15 protein-coding genes, 1 tRNA gene, 3 rRNA genes and 1 pseudogene are annotated in these 20,902 nt (G+C 53.0%); 15 read left to right on the top strand and 5 right to left on the bottom strand.

Going from position 1 to position 20,902, the window contains the following annotated elements; all coding sequences use genetic code 11:
- Window positions 1-15: 15 nt before the first annotated feature.
- The 8 genes from PI91_RS02520 (at window position 16) to PI91_RS02485 (ending at window position 7,638) form a co-directional block, all read left to right on the top strand.
- Window positions 16-258 (top strand): YhdT family protein, encoded by a 243-nt coding sequence (locus PI91_RS02520; protein ID WP_021242290.1) that lies wholly within the window; start codon window positions 16-18, stop codon window positions 256-258.
- Window positions 248-1,699 carry a sodium/pantothenate symporter gene (panF, locus tag PI91_RS02515; protein WP_039265393.1) on the top strand — a complete coding sequence of 484 codons (1,452 nt, stop codon included), beginning with the start codon at window positions 248-250 and terminating at the stop codon, window positions 1,697-1,699. The genes PI91_RS02520 and panF overlap by 11 nt, the downstream gene beginning before the upstream one ends.
- 11 nt (window positions 1,700-1,710) lie before the next feature.
- A complete protein-coding gene (prmA, locus tag PI91_RS02510) occupies window positions 1,711-2,592 on the top strand; it encodes a 50S ribosomal protein L11 methyltransferase (protein ID WP_008502859.1) in 882 nt (293 codons plus the stop codon).
- Window positions 2,593-2,719: 127 nt separating this feature from the next.
- Window positions 2,720-3,460 carry a carbonic anhydrase gene (locus PI91_RS02505; protein WP_039265392.1) on the top strand — a complete coding sequence of 247 codons (741 nt, stop codon included), beginning with the start codon at window positions 2,720-2,722 and terminating at the stop codon, window positions 3,458-3,460.
- Between the two features lie 330 nt (window positions 3,461-3,790).
- Window positions 3,791-4,756 carry a tRNA dihydrouridine synthase DusB gene (dusB, locus tag PI91_RS02500; RefSeq protein ID WP_008502861.1) on the top strand — a complete coding sequence of 322 codons (966 nt, stop codon included), beginning with the start codon at window positions 3,791-3,793 and terminating at the stop codon, window positions 4,754-4,756.
- Window positions 4,757-4,779: 23 nt separating this feature from the next.
- On the top strand, window positions 4,780-5,076 hold the full coding sequence (gene fis, locus PI91_RS02495; RefSeq protein ID WP_000462905.1) for a DNA-binding transcriptional regulator Fis: 297 nt from the start codon (window positions 4,780-4,782) through the stop codon (window positions 5,074-5,076).
- Window positions 5,077-5,253: 177 nt separating this feature from the next.
- Window positions 5,254-5,418, top strand: a complete 165-nt coding sequence (locus tag PI91_RS02490) for a DUF2556 family protein (RefSeq protein WP_008502862.1) — start codon at window positions 5,254-5,256, stop codon at window positions 5,416-5,418.
- Window positions 5,419-5,556: 138 nt separating this feature from the next.
- Window positions 5,557-7,638: a bifunctional diguanylate cyclase/phosphodiesterase gene (locus PI91_RS02485; RefSeq protein WP_039265391.1), complete on the top strand. Its 2,082-nt coding sequence runs from the start codon at window positions 5,557-5,559 to the stop codon at window positions 7,636-7,638.
- Here the strand turns inward: PI91_RS02485 and envR are convergent.
- Window positions 7,554-8,273 carry an acrEF/envCD operon transcriptional regulator gene (gene envR, locus PI91_RS02480; protein WP_008502864.1) on the bottom strand — a complete coding sequence of 240 codons (720 nt, stop codon included), beginning with the start codon at window positions 8,271-8,273 and terminating at the stop codon, window positions 7,554-7,556. The genes PI91_RS02485 and envR overlap by 85 nt on opposite strands.
- A 388-nt stretch (window positions 8,274-8,661) precedes the next feature.
- On the opposite strand from envR, the gene PI91_RS02475 reads away from it, so the two are divergent.
- The 7 genes and pseudogenes from PI91_RS02475 to PI91_RS02445 all read left to right on the top strand — a co-directional run bounded on the left by PI91_RS02475 (window position 8,662) and on the right by PI91_RS02445 (window position 18,080).
- Window positions 8,662-9,801, top strand: coding sequence for an efflux RND transporter periplasmic adaptor subunit (locus PI91_RS02475; protein ID WP_039265390.1), 1,140 nt, complete (start codon window positions 8,662-8,664; stop codon window positions 9,799-9,801).
- A gap of 11 nt (window positions 9,802-9,812) precedes the next feature.
- Window positions 9,813-12,926, top strand: a pseudogene (locus tag PI91_RS02470) (efflux RND transporter permease subunit).
- Between the two features lie 304 nt (window positions 12,927-13,230).
- A complete protein-coding gene (locus PI91_RS02465) occupies window positions 13,231-13,452 on the top strand; it encodes a lipoprotein (RefSeq protein WP_008502867.1) in 222 nt (73 codons plus the stop codon).
- Between the two features lie 474 nt (window positions 13,453-13,926).
- A complete protein-coding gene (locus tag PI91_RS02460; protein ID WP_039265389.1) occupies window positions 13,927-14,952 on the top strand; it encodes an amino acid ABC transporter substrate-binding protein in 1,026 nt (341 codons plus the stop codon).
- Window positions 14,953-15,019: 67 nt separating this feature from the next.
- Window positions 15,020-16,201 (top strand): amino acid ABC transporter permease, encoded by a 1,182-nt coding sequence (locus PI91_RS02455; RefSeq protein WP_039265388.1) that lies wholly within the window; start codon window positions 15,020-15,022, stop codon window positions 16,199-16,201.
- Between the two features lie 9 nt (window positions 16,202-16,210).
- On the top strand, window positions 16,211-17,314 hold the full coding sequence (locus PI91_RS02450; RefSeq protein ID WP_023345006.1) for an amino acid ABC transporter permease: 1,104 nt from the start codon (window positions 16,211-16,213) through the stop codon (window positions 17,312-17,314).
- 7 nt (window positions 17,315-17,321) lie between these two features.
- The gene (locus PI91_RS02445; RefSeq protein ID WP_014171880.1) at window positions 17,322-18,080 is read left to right on the top strand and encodes an amino acid ABC transporter ATP-binding protein; all 759 of its coding nucleotides are present in this window, start codon (window positions 17,322-17,324) and stop codon (window positions 18,078-18,080) included.
- A gap of 106 nt (window positions 18,081-18,186) precedes the next feature.
- On the opposite strand, the gene rrf (PI91_RS02440) is transcribed toward PI91_RS02445, so the two are convergent.
- From rrf (PI91_RS02440) to PI91_RS02425, 4 genes are all read right to left on the bottom strand, one after another.
- Window positions 18,187-18,302, bottom strand: a 5S ribosomal RNA gene (rrf, locus tag PI91_RS02440).
- Window positions 18,303-18,345: 43 nt separating this feature from the next.
- Window positions 18,346-18,421 (bottom strand) — tRNA-Thr (locus PI91_RS02435).
- Between the two features lie 14 nt (window positions 18,422-18,435).
- Window positions 18,436-18,551 (bottom strand): 5S ribosomal RNA (gene rrf, locus PI91_RS02430).
- A gap of 65 nt (window positions 18,552-18,616) precedes the next feature.
- A 23S ribosomal RNA gene (locus PI91_RS02425) occupies window positions 18,617-20,902 on the bottom strand; the annotation flags it as partial.

The following is a 20,902-nucleotide window of genomic DNA, read 5'->3' as shown; positions in this document are numbered from 1 at the left end:
CACAAGGGACAAAAAATGGACAAACGTTTTGTTCAGGCCCATAAAGAAGCGCGCTGGGCGCTGTGGCTGACCCTTCTCTATCTTGCTGCATGGTTAGTAACCGCTTACTTACCAGACTCTGCTATTGGCATCACCGGCCTGCCGCACTGGTTCGAATTGGCCTGCCTGCTGGTTCCGCTGGTGTTTATCCTGCTGTGCTGGGCAATGGTGAAATTTATCTACCGGGATATTCCGCTGGAGGACGATGATGCAGCTTGAAGTCATTCTGCCGCTTGTCGCTTACCTGCTGGTCGTATTTGGATTGTCCATTTACGCCATGCGCAAAAGAACGACCGGTGCCTTTCTGAACGAGTATTTCCTCGGCAGCCGTTCGATGGGCGGCGTTGTGCTGGCAATGACGCTGACCGCGACCTATATCAGCGCCAGCTCGTTTATTGGCGGCCCCGGTGCGGCCTACAAATACGGGTTAGGCTGGGTTTTGCTGGCGATGATCCAGCTGCCTGCCGTCTGGCTCTCGTTGGGCATACTGGGTAAAAAATTTGCCATTCTGGCGCGCCGTTACAATGCCGTGACGCTCAACGATATGCTCTTTGCCCGTTACCAGAGCCGCTTGCTGGTGTGGCTGGCGAGCTTGAGCCTGCTGGTGGCGTTTATCGGTGCGATGACCGTACAGTTTATCGGCGGTGCGCGTCTGCTGGAAACGGCGGCCGGCATCCCTTACGAGACAGGCCTCATCATCTTCGGGGTAAGCATCGCGCTCTATACTGCGTTTGGCGGATTCCGCGCCAGCGTGCTGAACGATACGCTGCAGGGAATGGTGATGCTCATCGGTACGATCGTTCTGCTGGTGGGGATTGTCCATGCGGCGGGTGGACTCACTCACGCGGTGGAAGCCCTGGAAGCGATTGACCCGAAACTGGTCTCGCCGCAGGGCGCAGATGATATCCTCTCTCCGACCTTTATGACCTCATTCTGGGTGTTAGTCTGCTTCGGAGTAATTGGTCTGCCGCATACCGCCGTGCGCTGTATCTCCTATAAAGACAGCAAAGCCGTTCACAAGGGCATCATCATCGGGACGATTGTGGTCGCTGTCCTGATGTTTGGTATGCATCTGGCGGGGGCATTAGGGCGCGCGGTAATCCCCGATCTTACCGTGCCGGATCTGGTGATCCCGACGCTGATGGTCAAAGTGCTGCCCCCTTTTGCCGCCGGGATTTTCCTCGCTGCGCCAATGGCCGCCATTATGTCGACCATCAACGCTCAGTTACTGCAAAGTTCCGCTACGATCATTAAAGATCTCTATCTGAACCTGCGCCCTGAACAGGTTGAAAATGAACGTCGCCTGAAGCATATGTCAGCGGTGATTACGCTGGTGCTAGGCGCGTTGCTGCTGTTAGCCGCATGGCGCCCGCCGGAGATGATCATCTGGCTGAACCTGCTGGCATTTGGTGGGCTTGAGGCGGTATTCCTGTGGCCGCTGGTGTTAGGGCTCTACTGGGAACGCGCAAATGCTGCCGGTGCGCTGAGCGCGATGATTGTTGGCGGCGTGCTGTACGCCGTTCTCGCAACGTTTAAGATTCAGTACCTGGGCTTCCATCCGATTGTGCCTTCGTTACTGCTAAGTTTACTGGCGTTTGTGGTGGGGAACCGTTTCGGTCAGCCCGTCCCACAGCCCGCTATGATTTCTACTGATAAATAAAGAGTTTTGCCATGCCGTGGATCCAACTAAAACTGAATACAACCGGCGCGAACGCCGAAGAGCTGAGCGATGCGCTGATGGAGGCCGGCTCGGTCTCTATCACCTTCCAGGACACGCATGACACGCCGGTCTTTGAACCGCTGCCGGGCGAAACCCGCCTGTGGGGCGATACCGACGTGATTGGCCTGTTCGATGCTGAAACCGACATGAAAGAGGTCGTCGCGATTCTGGAAAACCACCCTCTGCTGGGCGCGGGCTTTGCGCACAAAATCGAACAGCTGGAAGACAAAGACTGGGAACGCGAATGGATGGATAACTTCCACCCGATGCAGTTCGGCAAGCGTCTGTGGATCTGCCCAAGCTGGCGCGAGGTTCCTGATGAAAACGCGGTTAACGTCATGCTCGATCCGGGTCTGGCGTTTGGTACCGGCACCCATCCAACGACCTCCCTGTGCCTGCAGTGGCTGGATGGTCTCGATCTGGATGGTAAGACGGTGATCGACTTCGGCTGTGGATCCGGGATCCTTGCGATTGCCGCCCTGAAACTGGGCGCGGCAAAAGCTATCGGGATCGATATCGATCCGCAGGCGATTCAGGCCAGTCGCGACAACGCCGAGCGCAACGGCGTTTCCGATCGACTGGAGCTGTATCTGCCGGATGCGCAGCCAGAAGCCATGAAAGCCGATGTGGTGGTTGCAAACATTCTGGCGGGCCCACTGCGCGAGCTGGCTCCGTTAATCAGCGTGCTGCCCGTTGAGGGCGGTCTACTGGGACTTTCGGGTATCCTGGCAAGCCAGGCAGACAGCGTGTGTGAAGCCTACGCCGATCTTTTCGCTCTCGACCCGGTGGTGGAGAAAGAAGAGTGGTGTCGTATTACCGGTCGTAAAAAATAAGCATTTGGCGTGGTCCTCTGACCACGCCTCTCTCCCACTGATAATCCTCTCTCCCTCTGCCATTCTTCGGTAAAATAACCACACAAATCATGTTAATTTGTATTAAAAAATTCACCGGAAGAATATGATGAAACACATTACAGGCAAGGCAGCGCTGTTTGCGCTGAGCATGGTTTCGGCTTCAGCATTCGCATCACACTGGGGCTATGAAGGGGAAGATTCACCGGAACACTGGGGTGAACTGGACGAGGCCTACAAGACCTGCCAGAGCGGGATGAACCAGTCTCCGATAAATATTGATTCGACCGCTAACGCCCATCTCTCCCCGCTGCAAACACACTACATTGATGGTCCTGTAACGCTGACCAATAATGGCCATACCATTCAGGCTAGCGAACAGGCTGACACCCGTGACACCATCACTCTGGACAAGCAAACCTGGACGCTCCAGCAGTTCCACTTCCATGCACCAAGCGAAAACACCGTGCACGGCAAGAAGTACGCGATGGAGATGCATCTGGTACATAAAAACAGCGCGGGTGAGCTGACCGTGGTAGCCGTCATGTTTGATAAAGGGGCTGCGAATCCGGAGCTGGATAAGCTGTGGAGCGTGATGCCGCAGCAGGCTGAACAGAACGTCTCCATTGAGAAGGATCTCAACCTGAACAAACTGCTGCCGAAGGTGAAAACCTACTGGCGCTTTAGCGGATCTCTGACCACGCCACCGTGTTCTGAAGGGGTCACCTGGATCGTGCTCAAACAGCCGTTAACCGTCTCAGCAGAACAGCTTGAGAAATTTACCCATACCATGCATCACGATAATAACCGCCCGGTACAGTCTCTGCATGGGCGCGTTGTGGTCGAATAACGCCCATTCTGAGGCTTAAGATCATGTTCTAAAATGCGACGTAGATCGCAAAGAAGAGGGAAAATCTGCTGCTAAAAACAGCAGATTATCCCGCTCAGGTAAGCCATTTATTCAGAAATGATGAGAAGTTACGGGAAATTGTAAGCGCTCATAAAATAGCCATTCCTACCTAACACAATGATTTAAATAGTGAATAATTCTTAACGGAAAGATTGAGCGGCGATTCCTTGATCTACAACAGTGGATTGTTCAAAGTTTGGCCTTTCATCTCGTGCAAAAAATGCGTAATATACGCCGCCTTGCAGTCACAGTATGGTCATTTCTTAACTCATGCGCATCGGACACCACCAGCTTAGAAATCGCCTGATCGCAGCCCCTATGGCAGGTATTACCGACCGGCCGTTCAGGACGCTGTGCTATGAGATGGGAGCCGGTTTAACCGTATCCGAGATGATGTCGTCTAACCCGCAGGTTTGGGAAAGCGATAAATCCCGCCTTCGGATGGTGCACATTGATGAACCCGGTATTCGCACAGTGCAAATTGCCGGAAGCGTGCCTGAAGAGATGGCAGATGCCGCGCGTATCAACGTGGAAAGTGGTGCCCAGATTATTGATATCAATATGGGGTGCCCGGCCAAAAAAGTGAATCGCAAGCTTGCAGGTTCAGCCCTTCTGCAATACCCCGACCAGGTGAAAGCTATCCTGACGGCGGTTGTCAGCGCAGTGGACGTTCCTGTTACGTTAAAGATTCGCACGGGTTGGTCGCCGGAACACCGTAACTGTGTAGAGATTGCCCAACTGGCCGAAGACTGTGGCATTCAGGCCCTGACCATTCATGGACGCACGCGCGCCTGTTTGTTCAACGGTGAAGCTGAATACGACAGCATTCGGGCAGTTAAGCAGAAAGTTTCCATTCCGATTATCGCGAATGGCGACATAACTGACCCGCTTAAAGCCAGAGCGGTGCTCGACTATACGGGAGCTGATGCTCTGATGATAGGACGTGCCGCTCAGGGAAGACCCTGGATCTTTCGGGAAATCCAGCATTATCTGGACACTGGAGAGCTGCTTGCTCCCCTGCCTCTGGCAGAGGTTAAGCGCTTGCTTTGTTCGCATGTTCGGGAACTGCATGACCACTACGGTCAGGCGAAAGGGTACCGAATTGCGCGTAAACACGTTTCCTGGTATCTCCAGGAGCACGCTCCAGATGACCAGTTTCGGCGCACATTCAACGCCATTGAGGATGCCAGCGAACAGCTGGAGGCGTTGGAGGCATACTTCGAAAATCTTGCGTAATGAAATAAAGAGCTGACAGAACTATGTTCGAACAACGCGTAAATTCTGACGTACTGACCGTTTCTACCGTTAACTCTCAGGATCAGGTAACTCAAAAGCCCCTGCGTGACTCGGTTAAACAGGCACTGAAGAACTATTTTGCTCAACTGAACGGTCAGGATGTTAATGACCTGTATGAGCTGGTACTGGCTGAAGTTGAACAGCCACTGTTGGACATGGTGATGCAATACACCCGCGGTAACCAAACCCGCGCTGCGCTGATGATGGGTATCAACCGTGGTACTCTGCGTAAGAAACTGAAAAAATACGGCATGAACTGATACTAGTCAGTTAAATGCTTGTTTAAAAAGGCGCTCTTCGGCATGGGGAAGCGCCTTTTTTATTCCCTGCTTCACTCCGTCAACGCTTTGTAAACCTTCACTTATCCCGCTTTAAAACCGCCGCTTTTGGTGTATATTTCCCCCACTTTACTGGCGCTCTTCTCGCGGAATGACACAATGATTCGTAAATACTGGTGGCTGGTTGTTTTTGCAATCTCCGTTTTGATTTTCGATGCACTTCTGATGCAGTGGATTGAACTGATGAGCACCGAAACCGATAAGTGTCGCAATATGAACTCCGTGAATCCCCTGAAACTCGTAAACTGTTCAGAGCTCGACTAGCCGCCTGATTGCGCAAACTCCCCGTGATTACCCACTAAAAACGGGGATTTAAATCCCTTTGAGCCATTACCCGACGGTGATAATGTCTCGCCCTTCTCAACCGCTCTAGCGTAACCCCACACTCGAGTAGAACCGTCCATGCTGGTCAGCCAATACAACCATATCCTTGTTGTCCTCTCCTTTGTTGTTGCCATCCTTGCGGCGTATACCGCACTGAATATGGCGGCACGTGTCGCCGGGAGTGAGGGTGTCGCTGCCCGCGTCTGGCTGGCTGGCGGCGGTATTGCAATGGGCATCGGCGTGTGGGCCATGCATTTTATCGGCATGCTGGCGATGGATCTCTCCATGAGCATGAGCTACAACGCCAGCCTGACGGTGTTATCCATGGTCATCGCCGTCGGGTCGTCACTGTTCGCGCTCTGGCTCGTGAGCTGCGATCGGTTACGCTTGCGCCGTCTGCTGCCCGGTGCGCTGGTGATGGGAAGCGGTATTGTTGCCATGCATTACACCGGCATGGCCGCGCTGGAAGTGATGCCCGGGATAATCTGGGACAAGGTCTGGGTGGCCATTTCGGTCGCCATTGCGCTTGCCGCTTCACTCACGGCATTATGGCTGACCTTCCGCCTGCGTCACGACGCCGCGCAGGTCGTGCTGATGCGCACGGGTGCCGCTATCACCATGGGCATAGCCATTGCCGGGATGCACTACGCCGGGATGAAAGCCGCACAGTTTCCGATGTCCACAATGGTTCACCATGAGGGTATTAACGGGAGCTGGCTGGCGGTGCTGGTGAGCGTTGTCGCGCTCTCTATTCTTGGGATTACCCTGTTGGTATCAATGCTGGACGCCCGCCTTCAGGCGCGTACCGCCCTTCTGGCCTCGTCCCTTGCAGAAGCTAACCGGGAACTCGCACAGCTGGCCCTGCACGATACCCTGACGCGGCTGCCCAACCGTATCCTGCTGGAAGACCGACTCGATCAGGCCATCAGCAAAGCCGATCGCGAGGGGACCCATTTTGCCCTGATGTTCATGGATCTCGACGGCTTTAAAGCCATCAATGACGCTTACGGCCATGATGTCGGTGACAAGCTGCTGATTGCCGTAACGGAGCGCCTGCTGCATCTCCTGAAGGGCCAGTTCACCCTGGCACGTATCGGCGGTGATGAGTTTGTTCTGCTGGCTGAGGGGGAAGGCCCGGACGATGCGGCCTCCCTGGCGAATTCGCTGGTGCGCGCGATCGATAGCCCGTTCAACCTCGAGCACTATGAACTGATGGTCACCCTCAGCATTGGGATCGCGCTGTATCCTCACGACGGCAAAACCGAACGTGAGCTCATGTTTAACGCCGATGCGGCGATGTACCATACCAAGCATATGGGCCGGAACGGTTACCACTTTTTCCAGCCCTCGATGAATACGCTGGCGCAGACCCACCTTCAGTTAATGAACGATCTGTGGATGGCGATCGATCGCAATGAGCTCCGCCTGCTGTATCAACCAAAATTTCACGCCCCCGCCGGCCCTCTCCTTGGATTTGAGGCGTTATTGCGCTGGCAGCATCCTAAGCAGGGGTTACTGACCCCGGACCTTTTCCTGCCGCTGGCGGAAAAAACGGGGCTGATTATCCCTATCGGCAACTGGGTAATTAATGAAGCCTGTCGCCAGCTGCGTGAATGGCATCTTCAGGGACATCAAAGCTGGTCAATGGCGGTAAACCTGTCGACGCTGCAGTTTGAACAGCCTTCGCTGGTCAACACGGTTCTCAACTGCCTGGCACTTCATCATGTGCCACCAGAAATGTTGATCCTGGAGGTAACGGAAACCACAGCAATGAGCAACCCGGATGAAAGTGTACGGGTGCTGACAGAGCTGACGGAAGCGGGCGTAAAGGCCTCCATTGATGATTTTGGCACCGGCTATTCAAGCCTGCTGTACCTCAAGCGCTTACCCGCCTGTGAATTGAAAATCGACAGGGCGTTCGTGAAAGAGCTCAGCGGAGAAAGCGAGGATGCCACCATTGTCTCCGCGATTGTGGCCCTCGCCAAAACACTCAATCTGAAAGTCGTGGCTGAAGGCGTAGAAACCGAAGCACAGCAGGCCTTTTTGACCGAGTTGGGCTGCAACACCCTTCAGGGTTATCTGTTAGGTAAACCCGTCAGCGCGCAAACCATAGAGGCGCTTTGTGCGCGAGGGGAGATGCTACCTGGCGCAGGGCTGTAAGCATCATCATGAGGCGATACGCGAATGACAGGGAGTGTCGCCAGAATGCTATCGACCAGGGCGGGCGCCTGCTGATAAAGATTGAAACTTTCGTTATTCATTAACCAGTTTTTAATTATTCCGCTAAAAAAGCCGTGGAATACGATCAAGGTCAGATCAACATTTACCTTTGGCGAAATGATGTTACGTGAAATACAGGCCTCCAGCGAGGCACGCAGCGTGTCATAATTGAAACCAATCCGTTTTCTGATGTCTCTCTCTGAAATCATGTCACTGCTAAATTCACATTTATGATACAGAATTTGTAAAAGTGCACATTGTCGAGGCTCACGCGCAATATACTGCAACGCAGTAATAAATTGCTCACGAAGTATTAACAATGGATCATCACCTTCGGAAAGGGAAAGCCTGTCGCGAATAATGTCGCGAAGCGGTAATTGCTGCTCCCAGATGGCATTAAATATTTCAGCTTTACTGGTGAAGTGCCAATAGATTGCACCGCGCGTCACATTTGCAGCATCCGCGATGTCCGTCAGCGTGGTGTTGGCTACGCCACGCGTCGCAAACTGCCCGATAGCCGCCTCAATCAACTGCTGCCGGGTTTGTTGAGCTTCTTCTTTCTTTTTCCGCGCCATAGACAACGACTCGCTACTCACAAAGTTTATACGTAACACAGGTCAGGAGAAAGAAAGTATTCACCAATTCCCGCTTTAGTTTTGCACAAAAAAAGTCAATCTTCTTAATTTATAGTTTAGCTAAATACATATTTAAGTTTAAATTCATGCCATGAATAAATGAGGCACATTAAGCGCTATTTAACTGATTAGCTTGCCGGAAGAAGACCGAGAAATAAACCGAGTCTGATTCTGATTTTTCTGCTCAGACCTTGCCATTCGCACTTATAAATTAAAAAACATTAAATACCCTCATTATTATACGCAGCTACATTTTATTTTTTTATCCCGCTGCCCCTGCTACCGATTCACGCTAAATATCGGTTACCGGGTATTTAAAGGAACAGTAATGACGAATCATTTCAGACGCTTACCCTTAGCCGGTTTCATTGTCTGCGCTGTGCTGCTCTCAGGATGCGATGGCCAGGAAAACCAACAACAACATCCGCAGGCTCCCCAGGTCACTGTGCATATTGTGAAAAGCGCACCGCTGGCTGTCACCACTGAACTCCCGGGCAGAACAGATGCGTTCCGCGTTGCAGAGGTTCGTCCGCAGGTTAGCGGTATTATCCTGCGTCGCAACTTCACGGAGGGCAGCGATGTAAAAGCTGGAGATTCGCTTTACCAGATTGATCCTGCAACCTATCAGGCGGCTTACGACAACGCCAAAGGCGAGCTGGCGAAGGCCCAGGCGGCGGCCAATATTGCTCACCTGACGGTGAAACGTTATCTCCCGCTGGTCGGTACACAGTATGTCAGCAAGCAGGAGTATGACCAGGCCGTGGCCACGGCCCAGCAGGCAGACGCCAGCGTCGTCGCCGCCAAAGCGGGCGTTGAAAGCGCGCGCATCAACCTTGCCTATACCAAAGTGACATCGCCCGTTGATGGTCGCATCGGCAAATCCAGCGTAACGGAAGGGGCGCTGGTCACCAACGGGCAGGCAGCGGCGCTGGCAACGGTTCAGCAGCTTGATCCGATGTATGTCGATGTCACCCAGTCCAGTAATGATTTTTTGCGCCTGAAGCAGACGAGCCTGCAAAAAGGCGATACCGCCAGCAGCGTTGAGCTACTGATGGAGAACGGGCAGCCCTATCCGCTGAAAGGCACATTGCAGTTCTCAGACGTCACGGTGGATCAAAGTACCGGCTCGATTACCCTGCGCGCCATTTTCCCGAATCCTCAACATCTGCTGTTACCGGGTATGTTCGTTCGCGCCCGGATTGATGAAGGTACGCAGCCGGATGCGATTCTGGTTCCCCAACAAGGCGTGACTCGTACGCCGCGAGGCGATGCCACCGTGATGGTGGTGAACGATAAAAACCAGGTTGAGTCTCGCACCGTCGTTGCGCCTCAGGCGATTGGCGACCGCTGGCTGGTGACGGAAGGGCTGAAAAACGGTGACCGCGTGATTGTCAGCGGGCTACAAAAGGTCAGATCGGGCGTAACCGTCGTCGCTACGCCTGATACCACCACCGCTCCAGCCAGTTAAGGGACGACGACATGGCTAATTTCTTTATTCAGAGACCGGTTTTCGCCTGGGTACTTGCCATCATTTTGATGATTGCTGGTGGGCTGGCCATTCTCAAACTTCCCGTCGCACAGTATCCGACCATTGCGCCTCCCGCCGTGGCGATATCCGCGACCTACCCGGGAGCAGATGCTCAAACGGTGCAGGATACCGTGACCCAGGTTATCGAACAGAACATGAACGGTATCGATAACCTGATGTATATGTCCTCCACCAGCGATTCAGCGGGTAACGTCACCATCACCCTGACCTTCGAGTCCGGAACCGATCCGGACATCGCCCAGGTGCAGGTGCAGAACAAGCTTCAGCTCGCCATGCCGCTGCTGCCGCAAGAGGTGCAGCAGCAAGGGATTGGCGTTGAGAAGTCCAGCAGTAGCTTCCTGCTGGTCGCCGGTTTTGTTTCAGACAACAAAAACCTCACGCAGAATGACATCTCCGACTATGTTGCCTCGAACGTCAAAGATGCCATCAGCCGAACGTATGGGGTCGGAGACGTGCAGCTGTTTGGTGCCCAGTATGCGATGCGTATCTGGCTCGACAGCAATGCGATGAACAAATACCAGCTGACGCCGCTGGATATTATCAACCAGTTGAAAACGCAGAACGACCAGATAGCGGCAGGCCAGTTGGGCGGGACGCCATCCATCCCAGGACAGCAGCTGAATGCCTCAATCATCGCGCAAACCCGCCTGAAATCACCGGAAGAGTTTGGCCGCGTGACGCTCAAGGTGAACCAGGACGGCTCGATGGTGCATCTGAAGGATGTGGCTCGCATTGAGCTGGGTGGCGAAAACTACAACATGGTGACAAAAATCAACGGGCAGGCGGCAACCGGCCTGGGGATTAAGCTGGCAACAGGGGCAAATGCGCTGGATACAGCGGCAGCCATCAAGAGCAAGCTGGCACAACTGCAGCCGTTCTTCCCGCAGGGGCTAAAAGTCGTCTACCCCTATGACACCACACCGTTTGTGAAAATCTCCATCCACGAAGTGGTGAAGACCCTGTTTGAAGCGATTATTCTCGTCTTCCTGGTTATGTACCTGTTCCTGCAAAACCTGCGGGCAACGCTCATCCCGACTATCGCGGTTCCGGTCGTTCTGCTGGGTACCTTCGCGGTTCTGGCGGCGTTCGGTTTCTCCATCAATACCCTGACAATGTTCGGCATGGTGCTGGCGATAGGTCTGCTGGTTGATGACGCTATCGTGGTCGTTGAGAACGTTGAACGCGTCATGGTCGAGGACAAGCTGCCGCCGAAAGAGGCTACGCAGAAATCGATGGGACAGATCCAGGGGGCACTGGTGGGGATCGCCATGGTGCTCTCGGCGGTCTTTATCCCGATGGCCTTCTTTGGCGGCTCGACGGGGGCGATCTATCGCCAGTTCTCGCTAACTATAGTTTCCGCTATGGCATTGTCAGTACTGGTTGCGCTAATCCTGACGCCAGCGCTCTGTGCAACGTTGCTTAAGCCTGTTTCAGCCGATCATCATGAGAAAAAAGGGGGTTTCTTCGGCTGGTTTAATGCGCTCTTTGATAAGAGCGTTGAGCACTACAGTAACAGCGTGAGCGGTATCTTGCGCAAGACCGGACGCTATCTGTTGGTGTACGTCATTATTGTCGGTGGAATGGCGGTGCTCTTCCTGCGCTTACCGACCTCCTTCCTCCCCGAAGAGGATCAGGGGGTGTTTATGACAATGGTTCAACTCCCCGCAGGTGCAACCCAGACGCGTACTCAGCAGGTTCTCGACCAGGTTCAGGACTACTACCTGAACAAAGAGAAAGCAAATGTTGAATCCGTCTTTACTGTAAACGGCTTTAGCTTTAGCGGCCAGGGTCAGAACTCCGGTATTGCCTTCATCAGCCTGAAGCCCTGGGAAGAGCGTCCTGGGGCGGAAAATGGCGTTGAAGCCATTGTGGGTCGCGCGACAAAAGCTTTCAGTCAGATTAAAGACGGCCTTGTATTCCCGTTTAACCTGCCCGCTATTATTGAGTTAGGTACCGCAACGGGCTTCGACTTTGAACTTATCGATCAGGCAAACCTGGGGCATACCCAGCTGACGCAGGCGCGTAACCAGCTGCTCGGCATGGTGAAAGAGCACCCTGATCTGCTGGTGCGCGTGCGTCCTAACGGTCTTGAAGATACGCCTCAGTTCAAACTGGATGTCGATCAGGAGAAAGCACAGGCGCTGGGCGTCAGTCTTTCTGACGTCAACCAGACGATTTCGACGGCCTTAGGGGGCACCTATGTGAATGACTTTATCGATCATGGCCGCGTGAAAAAAGTCTATGTACAGGCCGACGCGAAATTCCGTATGTTGCCAGGGGATATTAACAACCTTTATGTGCGCAGCGCGAACGGGGAAATGGTGCCGTTCTCAGCCTTTAGCAACGCTCACTGGGTTTATGGTTCACCTCGTCTGGAGCGCTACAACGGAATGCCTTCGATGGAGATCCTCGGCGAATCAGCCCCGGGTAAAAGTACCGGTGAGGCCATGGCTATGATGGAAAGCCTCGCGGCAAAATTGCCTTCCGGCATTGGTTATGACTGGACGGGAATGTCTTACCAGGAGCGACTTTCGGGTAACCAGGCGCCTGCACTGTACGCCATTTCACTGATCGTGGTGTTCCTGTGTCTGGCAGCGCTGTATGAAAGCTAGTCCATTCCGTTCTCCGTTATGCTGGTTGTGCCGTTGGGGGTCATCGGGGCCCTTCTCGCAGCCTCGCTGCGCGGGTTAAACAATGACGTCTATTTCCAGGTCGGCCTGCTGACCACAATTGGTCTGTCGGCGAAAAACGCCATCCTGATCGTCGAATTTGCTAAAGACCTGATGGAGAAAGAAGGTAAAGGCATCATTGAAGCTACGCTTGAAGCGTCAAGGATGCGCCTTCGACCGATCCTGATGACCTCCCTGGCCTTTATCCTTGGCGTCATGCCGCTGGTGATCAGTACCGGAGCCGGGAGCGGTGCGCAAAACGCCGTCGGTACGGGTGTGATGGGGGGAATGCTTTCCGCAACGCTTCTGGCGATTTTCTTCGTGCCCGTCTTCTTTGTGGTTGTTCGTCGACGCTTTACCCGCCATAAAGATTAACATTTCCCTAAAAAGGCACCTCTGGTGCCTTTTTTATTTTTAACATAAACAATGAATTAGGCATTAAGCAAAAGCCATGTTAAAAATACAGTGATTTGCATTAAGTAAAAACACTCTCTTACCCCTTCATAATGTCTCCATTAATTCGTCCGGAAATCGATTTTTCTCCATGATTTTTACAAACTACATAATTTGAGATTATTCCTCGTGTAACGCGGACTTACCCCGGTGGTAAAATAACCTCCAGTTCGTTAATTGCCCTCCTGGCTTTATAGCGGACGAGAAATAATACTGAGGTAACACCATGAAAAGATTCATTTCCGTTGCACTACTCGCTGCGCTGCTTGCTGGTTGCGCGCACGACTCTCCATGTGTACCGGTTTACGACGACCAGGGCCGACTGGTTCATACCAATACCTGTATGAAAGGCACCACCCAGGACAACTGGGAAACAGCAGGTGCGATCGCTGGCGGCGCTGCCGCAGTGGCGGGCTTGACGCTGGGTATTGTTGCCCTGACGAAGTAACATCAGTTAAGAAAGCGCGGCTCTGGCCGCGCTTTTGCTTTTAATCAGTGCACTATTTTCAAAGAAGTAAAAAAATAGCCCCGTATTTATTCGTGCCTTTCATTTCAGCCTGAAGCCAGTCACATCTTTTTCGTACACTTTTTTAAATTACCTGTTCTATTGTGATGATTTTCACACATTAATATTATTGAATATCCTGCCAATATTCACTCTGGAAACTATCTCTTCTTTTTTCTGGCGCGCCTCAAAACTTTTGCTCCAATTTGTGGCACAGGTTGTAATTTCGCACCGTTTCAGGGCGCTCGTTTTATTTAAGCCTGTCTACACTCAGCATTAAGCGTTCACTCATCTCTTATTTTGCCGAACGCAAAACTGGCATTACGTTTGCTTTATAAACGTTGGCCAAAGCCACAGACAGGTAAAGCGTTTAAAAAACGCCTCTATAACGATAAATTTCGCCACACAGGAAGCATTATGAAAAAGACGATGATAGCCAGCCTGGCCGCTGCAGGCATGATGTTTGCCGTAGCCGGTCAAGCCCATGCGGGAACGACACTGGATGCCGTTAAAAAGAAAGGTTTTGTTCAATGTGGTATCAGTGACGGTTTGCCTGGCTTCTCTTATGCCGATGCGAACGGCAAATTTACCGGTATTGATGTAGATGTCTGCCGTGGTGTTGCCGCCGCCGTCTTTGGCGATGACAGCAAGGTAAAATATACCCCGCTGACGGCAAAAGAACGCTTTACGGCACTGCAGTCCGGCGAGGTTGACATGCTCTCCCGTAATACCACCTGGACCTCCTCCCGCGACGCGGGTATGGGGATGTCATTTACGGGCGTGACCTATTATGACGGGATCGGCTTCCTGACCCACAATAAAGCAGGCCTGAAAAGCGCCAAAGAGCTGGATGGTGCGACCGTTTGTATTCAGGCGGGCACCGATACCGAGCTGAATGTCGCCGATTATTTCAAAGCAAATAACATGAAATACACGCCAGTGACATTCGACCGCTCGGATGAGTCGGCTAAAGCGCTGGAATCCGGCCGTTGCGACACGCTGGCCTCTGACCAGTCACAGCTGTACGCCTTACGCATTAAGCTGAGCAATCCGGCAGAGTGGATTGTCCTGCCTGAAGTGATCTCCAAAGAACCTCTCGGACCCGTCGTTCGTCGTGGCGATGAAGACTGGTTCTCCATTGTTCGCTGGACGCTGTTTGCCATGCTGAACGCAGAAGAGATGGGCATCAACTCGAAAAACGTGGATGAGAAAGCGGCTAACCCATCTAACCCGGATATGGCGCACCTGCTGGGTAAAGAAGGCGATTTCGGCAAGGATCTGAAGCTGGATAACAAGTGGGCCTACAACATCATCAAACAGGTGGGCAACTACTCTGAGATCTTTGAAAGCAACGTGGGATCGGAAAGCCCGCTGAAGATCAAACGCGGTCAGAACAATCTCTGGAACAACGGCGGTATTCAGTACGCGCCACCAGTACGTTAAGTCATAGCTGTAACGGGCACTGCTCATGCAGTGCCCACTCCAGAGTCATGGTTACTGAGGTTTCTTTATGTCCCATCGCCGCTCAGCCGTAAAAGGATCGCTATCCTTTTCTCATCCCGCGGTCCGCGCCTGGCTATTCCAGATTATTGCTATTGTTGCGGTTGTTCTCATCGCCGTGTATCTCATCCATAACACCATCACCAACCTGAACAATCGCGGCATTACCTCCGGTTTTGCGTTTTTGGATCGCAGCGCGGGCTTTGGCATTGTTCAGCATCTTATTGATTACCAGGAAGGTGACACGTACGGACGCGTATTCATGGTCGGTTTACTGAATACGCTGTTGGTATCGGCGCTTTGTATCGTCTTCGCGTCGATACTGGGCTTCTTTATTGGCCTGGCACGTCTTTCAGAAAACTGGCTCCTGCGGAAGCTGTCGACTGTTTATATCGAGACATTCCGCAATATCCCCCCGCTGCTGCAGATCTTCTTCTGGTATTTCGCCGTACTGCGTAACCTTCCTGGTCCCCGTCAGGCCGTCGACGCGTTTGAGCTGTTTTTCCTGAGTAACCGTGGGTTGTCCATTCCTTCTCCTCAGCCGGGCGAAGGACTGTATGCTTTCATCGGCGCGATTGTGATAGCGCTTGCTCTCTCTGCTGGGGTATTCCGCTTTAACCGCAAGCATCAGATCAAAACCGGTCAGCTTCGTAGGACCTGGCCCACGGCAGTCGTCCTGATCGTTAGCCTGCCGCTAGTGGCTCACTGGCTGTTTGGGGCCGCCCTGCACTGGGACATTCCCCATTTGCGTGGCTTTAACTTTCAGGGTGGAATGGTGTTGATTCCCGAGCTGGCCGCTCTGACATTGGCGCTGTCGATCTATACATCCGCCTTTATCGCAGAGATTATTCGTGCCGGGATCCAGGCCGTCCCGCACGGGCAACACGAAGCGGCACGCTCATTAGGATTACCGCATACGGTGACGCTTCGCCAGGTCATTATTCCGCAGGCGTTGCGGGTCATCATTCCGCCTCTGACCAGCCAGTATCTTAACATCGTCAAAAACTCGTCGCTGGCCGCCGCTATTGGTTACCCGGATATGGTTTCACTCTTCGCCGGAACCGTGCTTAACCAGACCGGACAAGCCATTGAAACCATCGCCATCACCATGTCTGTCTATCTCATCATCAGCCTGGTAATTTCACTGCTGATGAACCTCTATAACCGTCGTATAGCACTGGTCGAGCGCTAAGGATCTATGATGACAAAAGCGATACTGTCGCACGCCTCGCGCCCTGCCAACTCGACAGGTGGACGTTTCATTCTCTGGGCGCGAAAGAATCTGTTCTCCAGCTGGAGTAACAGCCTGCTGACGATTGTCTGCCTGTGGCTCATGTGGGAATTGATTCCTCCCCTGCTGAACTGGGCGTTTTTACAGGCCAACTGGGTCGGTTCAACCCGAGCTGATTGTACAAAAGCCGGCGCCTGCTGGGTGTTTATTCATGAACGTTTCGGTCAGTTCATGTATGGATTGTATCCCCACGAACAGCGCTGGCGGATTAATCTCGCGCTGGTTATCGGCCTGCTCTCTGTTGCGGTCATGTTCTGTAAAAAGTTACCTCATCGTGGACGCTATATTGCCGTCTGGGCAGTGGTTTATCCAATTATTGTCTGGGTGCTTTTGTATGGCGGTTTTCTGGGGCTGGAACGCGTTGAAACACGCCAGTGGGGTGGGCTGACGCTGACGTTGATTATCGCGTCAGTGGGGATAGCCGGTGCCCTGCCGTGGGGGATTTTACTTGCCCTCGGACGGCGTTCAAAAATGCCGATCGTTCGCGTGCTCTCCGTTATCTTCATTGAGTTCTGGCGCGGCGTACCGCTTATCACCGTTCTGTTTATGTCATCGGTCATGCTGCCGCTATTTATGGCAGAAGGAACAACGATCGACAAACTGATCCGTGCCCTGGTCGGGGTGATCCTCTTCCAGTCCGCCTATGTCGCTGAAGTGGTGCGCGGTGGTCTGCAGGCGTTGCCTAAAGGCCAGTACGAAGCGGCGGAATCACTGGCGCTCGGCTACTGGAAAACCCAGGGGCTGGTCATTCTTCCCCAGGCACTCAAGCTGGTCATTCCGGGCCTGGTCAACACGATCATTGCCCTCTTCAAGGATACCAGCCTGGTGATCATCATCGGATTGTTCGATCTCTTTAGCAGCGTGCAACAGGCTACCGTTGACCCTGTCTGGCTGGGCATGTCCACCGAAGGATATGTCTTTGCTGCCCTGATCTACTGGATCTTTTGTTTTAGCATGTCGCGCTACAGCCAGCATCTGGAAAAGCGCTTTAACACCGGGCGTACACCGCACTGAGGAAAATATGAGCCAAATAACTATGACACCCGCCGACGCGATGATTACGCTGGAAAACGTGAACAAATGGTACGGACAGTTTCATGTCCTGAAAGACATTAATCTTAAGGTCAAACAGGGCGAACGCATTGTCCTGTGCGGCCCGTCCGGCTCCGGGAAATCCACAACCATTCGCTGTATTAACCACCTTGAAGAGCATCAGCAAGGACGCATCGTGGTTGATGGTATCGAGCTGAATGAAGATATCCGCAATATCGAACGCGTGCGTCAGGAAGTGGGAATGGTATTTCAGCACTTTAATCTGTTTCCGCACCTGACCGTTCTGCAGAACTGTACGCTTGCGCCGATTTGGGTACGAAAGATGCCGAAAAAGGAAGCCGAGGCGTTGGCAATGCACTATCTGGAGCGTGTACGTATCGCAGAGCATGCCAATAAGTTTCCTGGTCAGATATCGGGTGGACAGCAGCAGCGTGTGGCTATCGCCCGTTCACTGTGTATGAAACCGAAAATTATGCTGTTTGATGAACCGACATCTGCCCTCGATCCGGAAATGGTGAAGGAGGTTCTGGATACCATGATTGGACTGGCACAATCCGGTATGACCATGCTGTGTGTCACGCATGAGATGGGGTTCGCGCGAACCGTGGCTGACCGGGTGATCTTTATGGATCGTGGGGAGATTGTTGAGCAGGCGCCGCCAGATGAGTTCTTTGCGCATCCGAAGTCAGAACGTACGCGAGCATTCCTGTCGCAGGTGATTCATTAATCACATCTTTTTGCCCGGTGGCGCTGCGCTTGCCGGGCCTACCGTTTTCACGAGAATCATAACGCAAAAAGGCCATCCTTTCGGATGGCCTTCTCACTTATTTGATGTCTGGCAGTTCCCTACTCTCACATGGGGAGACCCCACACTACCATCGGCGCTACGGCGTTTCACTTCTGAGTTCGGCATGGGGTCAGGTGGGACCACCGCGCTAAAGCCGCCAGACAAATTCTTTTACTTCTTGCCGAACTTTAACCTAAGTATAAAGTGGTGCTGATACCCAGAGTCGAACTGGGGACCTCACCCTTACCAAGGGTGCGCTCTACCAACTGAGCCATATCAGCACGCTAAATTTGATGCCTGGCAGTTCCCTACTCTCACATGGGGAGACCCCACACTACCATCGGCGCTACGGCGTTTCACTTCTGAGTTCGGCATGGGGTCAGGTGGGACCACCGCGCTAAAGCCGCCAGGCAAATTCTGTTTAATCTGTATCAGGCTGAAAATCTGTCTCTTCGCCAAAACATCTTCGGCGTTGTAAGGTTAAGCCTCACGGTTCATTAGTATCGGTTAGCTCAACGCATCGCTGCGCTTACACACCCGACCTATCAACGTCGTCGTCTTCAACGTTCCTTCAGGAGACTTAAAGTCTCAGGGAGAACTCATCTCGGGGCAAGTTTCGTGCTTAGATGCTTTCAGCACTTATCTTTTCCGCATTTAGCTACCGGGCAGTGCCATTGGCATGACAACCCGAACACCAGTGATGCGTCCACTCCGGTCCTCTCGTACTAGGAGCAGCCCCCCTCAATTCTCCAGCGCCCACGGCAGATAGGGACCGAACTGTCTCACGACGTTCTAAACCCAGCTCGCGTACCACTTTAAATGGCGAACAGCCATACCCTTGGGACCTACTTCAGCCCCAGGATGTGATGAGCCGACATCGAGGTGCCAAACACCGCCGTCGATATGAACTCTTGGGCGGTATCAGCCTGTTATCCCCGGAGTACCTTTTATCCGTTGAGCGATGGCCCTTCCATTCAGAACCACCGGATCACTATGACCTGCTTTCGCACCTGCTCGAGCCGTCACTCTCGCAGTCAAGCTAGCTTATGCCATTGCACTAACCTCCTGATGTCCGACCAGGATTAGCTAACCTTCGTGCTCCTCCGTTACTCTTTGGGAGGAGACCGCCCCAGTCAAACTACCCACCAGACACTGTCCGCAACCCGGATCACGGGTCTACGTTAGAACACCAGCCATTAAAGGGTGGTATTTCAAGGACGGCTCCATGCAGACTGGCGTCCACACTTCAAAGCCTCCCACCTATCCTACACATCAAGGACCAGTGTTCAGTGTCAAGCTATAGTAAAGGTTCACGGGGTCTTTCCGTCTTGCCGCGGGTACACTGCATCTTCACAGCGAGTTCAATTTCACTGAGTCTCGGGTGGAGACAGCCTGGCCATCATTACGCCATTCGTGCAGGTCGGAACTTACCCGACAAGGAATTTCGCTACCTTAGGACCGTTATAGTTACGGCCGCCGTTTACCGGGGCTTCGATCAAGAGCTTCGCGTTGCCGCTAACCCCATCAATTAACCTTCCGGCACCGGGCAGGCGTCACACCGTATACGTCCACTTTCGTGTTTGCACAGTGCTGTGTTTTTAATAAACAGTTGCAGCCAGCTGGTATCTTCGACTGATTTCAGCTCCACCCGCAGGGGCTTCACCTACATATCAGCGTGCCTTCTCCCGAAGTTACGGCACCATTTGCCTAGTTCCTTCACCCGAGTTCTCTCAAGCGCCTTGGTATTCTCTACCTGACCACCTGTGTCGGTTTGGGGTACGATTTGATGTTACCTGATGCTTAGAGGCTTTTCCTGGAAGCAGGCATTTGTTACTTCAGCACCGTAGTGCCTCGTCATCACACCTCAGCGTTAATAAACGACCGGATTTACCTAATCGTTCCGCCTACATGCTTAAACCGGGACAACCGTCGCCGGCTAACATAGCCTTCTCCGTCCCCCCTTCGCAGTAACACCAAGTACAGGAATATTAACCTGTTTCCCATCGACTACGCCTTTCGGCCTCGCCTTAGGGTCGACTCACCCTGCCCCGATTAACGTTGGACAGGAACCCTTGGTCTTCCGGCGAGCGGGCTTTTCACCCGCTTTATCGTTACTTATGTCAGCATTCGCACTTCTGATACCTCCAGCAACCCTCACAGGCCACCTTCAACGGCTTACAGAACGCTCCCCTACCCAACAACACATAGTGTCGCTGCCGCAGCTTCGGTGCATGGTTTAGCCCCGTTACATCTTCCGCGCAGGCCGACTCGACCAGTGAGCTATTACGCTTTCTTTAAATGATGGCTGCTTCTAAGCCAACATCCCTGGCTGTCTGTGCCTTCCCACATCGTTTCCCACTTAACCATGACTTTGGGACCTTAGCTGGCGGTCTGGGTTGTTTCCCTCTTCACGACGGACGTTAGCACCCGCCGTGTGTCTCCCGTGATAACATTCTTCGGTATTCGTAGTTTGCATCGGTTGGTAAGCCGGGATGGCCCCCCTAGCCGAAACAGTGCTCTACCCCGAAGATGAGTTCACGAGGCGCTACCTAAATAGCTTTCGGGGAGAACCAGCTATCTCCCGGTTTGATTGGCCTTTCACCCCCAGCCACAAGTCATCCGCTAATTTTTCAACATTAGTCGGTTCGGTCCTCCAGTTAGTGTTACCCAACCTTCAACCTGCCCATGGCTAGATCACCGGGTTTCGGGTCTATACCCTGCAACTTAACGCCCAGTTAAGACTCGGTTTCCCTTCGGCTCCC

This window comes from Enterobacter sp. FB, from assembly GCF_000805795.1.
Classification (GTDB): Bacteria; Pseudomonadota; Gammaproteobacteria; order Enterobacterales; family Enterobacteriaceae; genus Enterobacter; species Enterobacter roggenkampii.
The sequence above is the reverse complement of the archived record's forward strand: the minus strand, read 5'-3'. Positions and strand labels throughout refer to the sequence as shown.

Excerpts from the sequence above, each read along its gene's own strand:
- PI91_RS02450 (WP_023345006.1), top strand. The coding sequence starts at position 16,211 with ATGACAAAAGCGATACTGTCGCACGCCTCGCGCCCTGCCAACTCGACA.
- panF (WP_039265393.1), top strand. The coding sequence starts at position 248 with ATGCAGCTTGAAGTCATTCTGCCGCTTGTCGCTTACCTGCTGGTCGTA.
- PI91_RS02485 (WP_039265391.1), top strand. The coding sequence starts at position 5,557 with ATGCTGGTCAGCCAATACAACCATATCCTTGTTGTCCTCTCCTTTGTT.
- PI91_RS02465 (WP_008502867.1), top strand. The coding sequence starts at position 13,231 with ATGAAAAGATTCATTTCCGTTGCACTACTCGCTGCGCTGCTTGCTGGT.
- PI91_RS02460 (WP_039265389.1), top strand. The coding sequence starts at position 13,927 with ATGAAAAAGACGATGATAGCCAGCCTGGCCGCTGCAGGCATGATGTTT.
- PI91_RS02520 (WP_021242290.1), top strand. The coding sequence starts at position 16 with ATGGACAAACGTTTTGTTCAGGCCCATAAAGAAGCGCGCTGGGCGCTG.
- PI91_RS02475 (WP_039265390.1), top strand. The coding sequence starts at position 8,662 with ATGACGAATCATTTCAGACGCTTACCCTTAGCCGGTTTCATTGTCTGC.
- PI91_RS02445 (WP_014171880.1), top strand. The coding sequence starts at position 17,322 with ATGAGCCAAATAACTATGACACCCGCCGACGCGATGATTACGCTGGAA.
- PI91_RS02505 (WP_039265392.1), top strand. The coding sequence starts at position 2,720 with ATGAAACACATTACAGGCAAGGCAGCGCTGTTTGCGCTGAGCATGGTT.
- dusB (WP_008502861.1), top strand. The coding sequence starts at position 3,791 with ATGCGCATCGGACACCACCAGCTTAGAAATCGCCTGATCGCAGCCCCT.
- fis (WP_000462905.1), top strand. The coding sequence starts at position 4,780 with ATGTTCGAACAACGCGTAAATTCTGACGTACTGACCGTTTCTACCGTT.
- prmA (WP_008502859.1), top strand. The coding sequence starts at position 1,711 with ATGCCGTGGATCCAACTAAAACTGAATACAACCGGCGCGAACGCCGAA.
- PI91_RS02455 (WP_039265388.1), top strand. The coding sequence starts at position 15,020 with ATGTCCCATCGCCGCTCAGCCGTAAAAGGATCGCTATCCTTTTCTCAT.
- envR (WP_008502864.1), bottom strand. The coding sequence starts at position 8,273 with ATGGCGCGGAAAAAGAAAGAAGAAGCTCAACAAACCCGGCAGCAGTTG.
- PI91_RS02490 (WP_008502862.1), top strand. The coding sequence starts at position 5,254 with ATGATTCGTAAATACTGGTGGCTGGTTGTTTTTGCAATCTCCGTTTTG.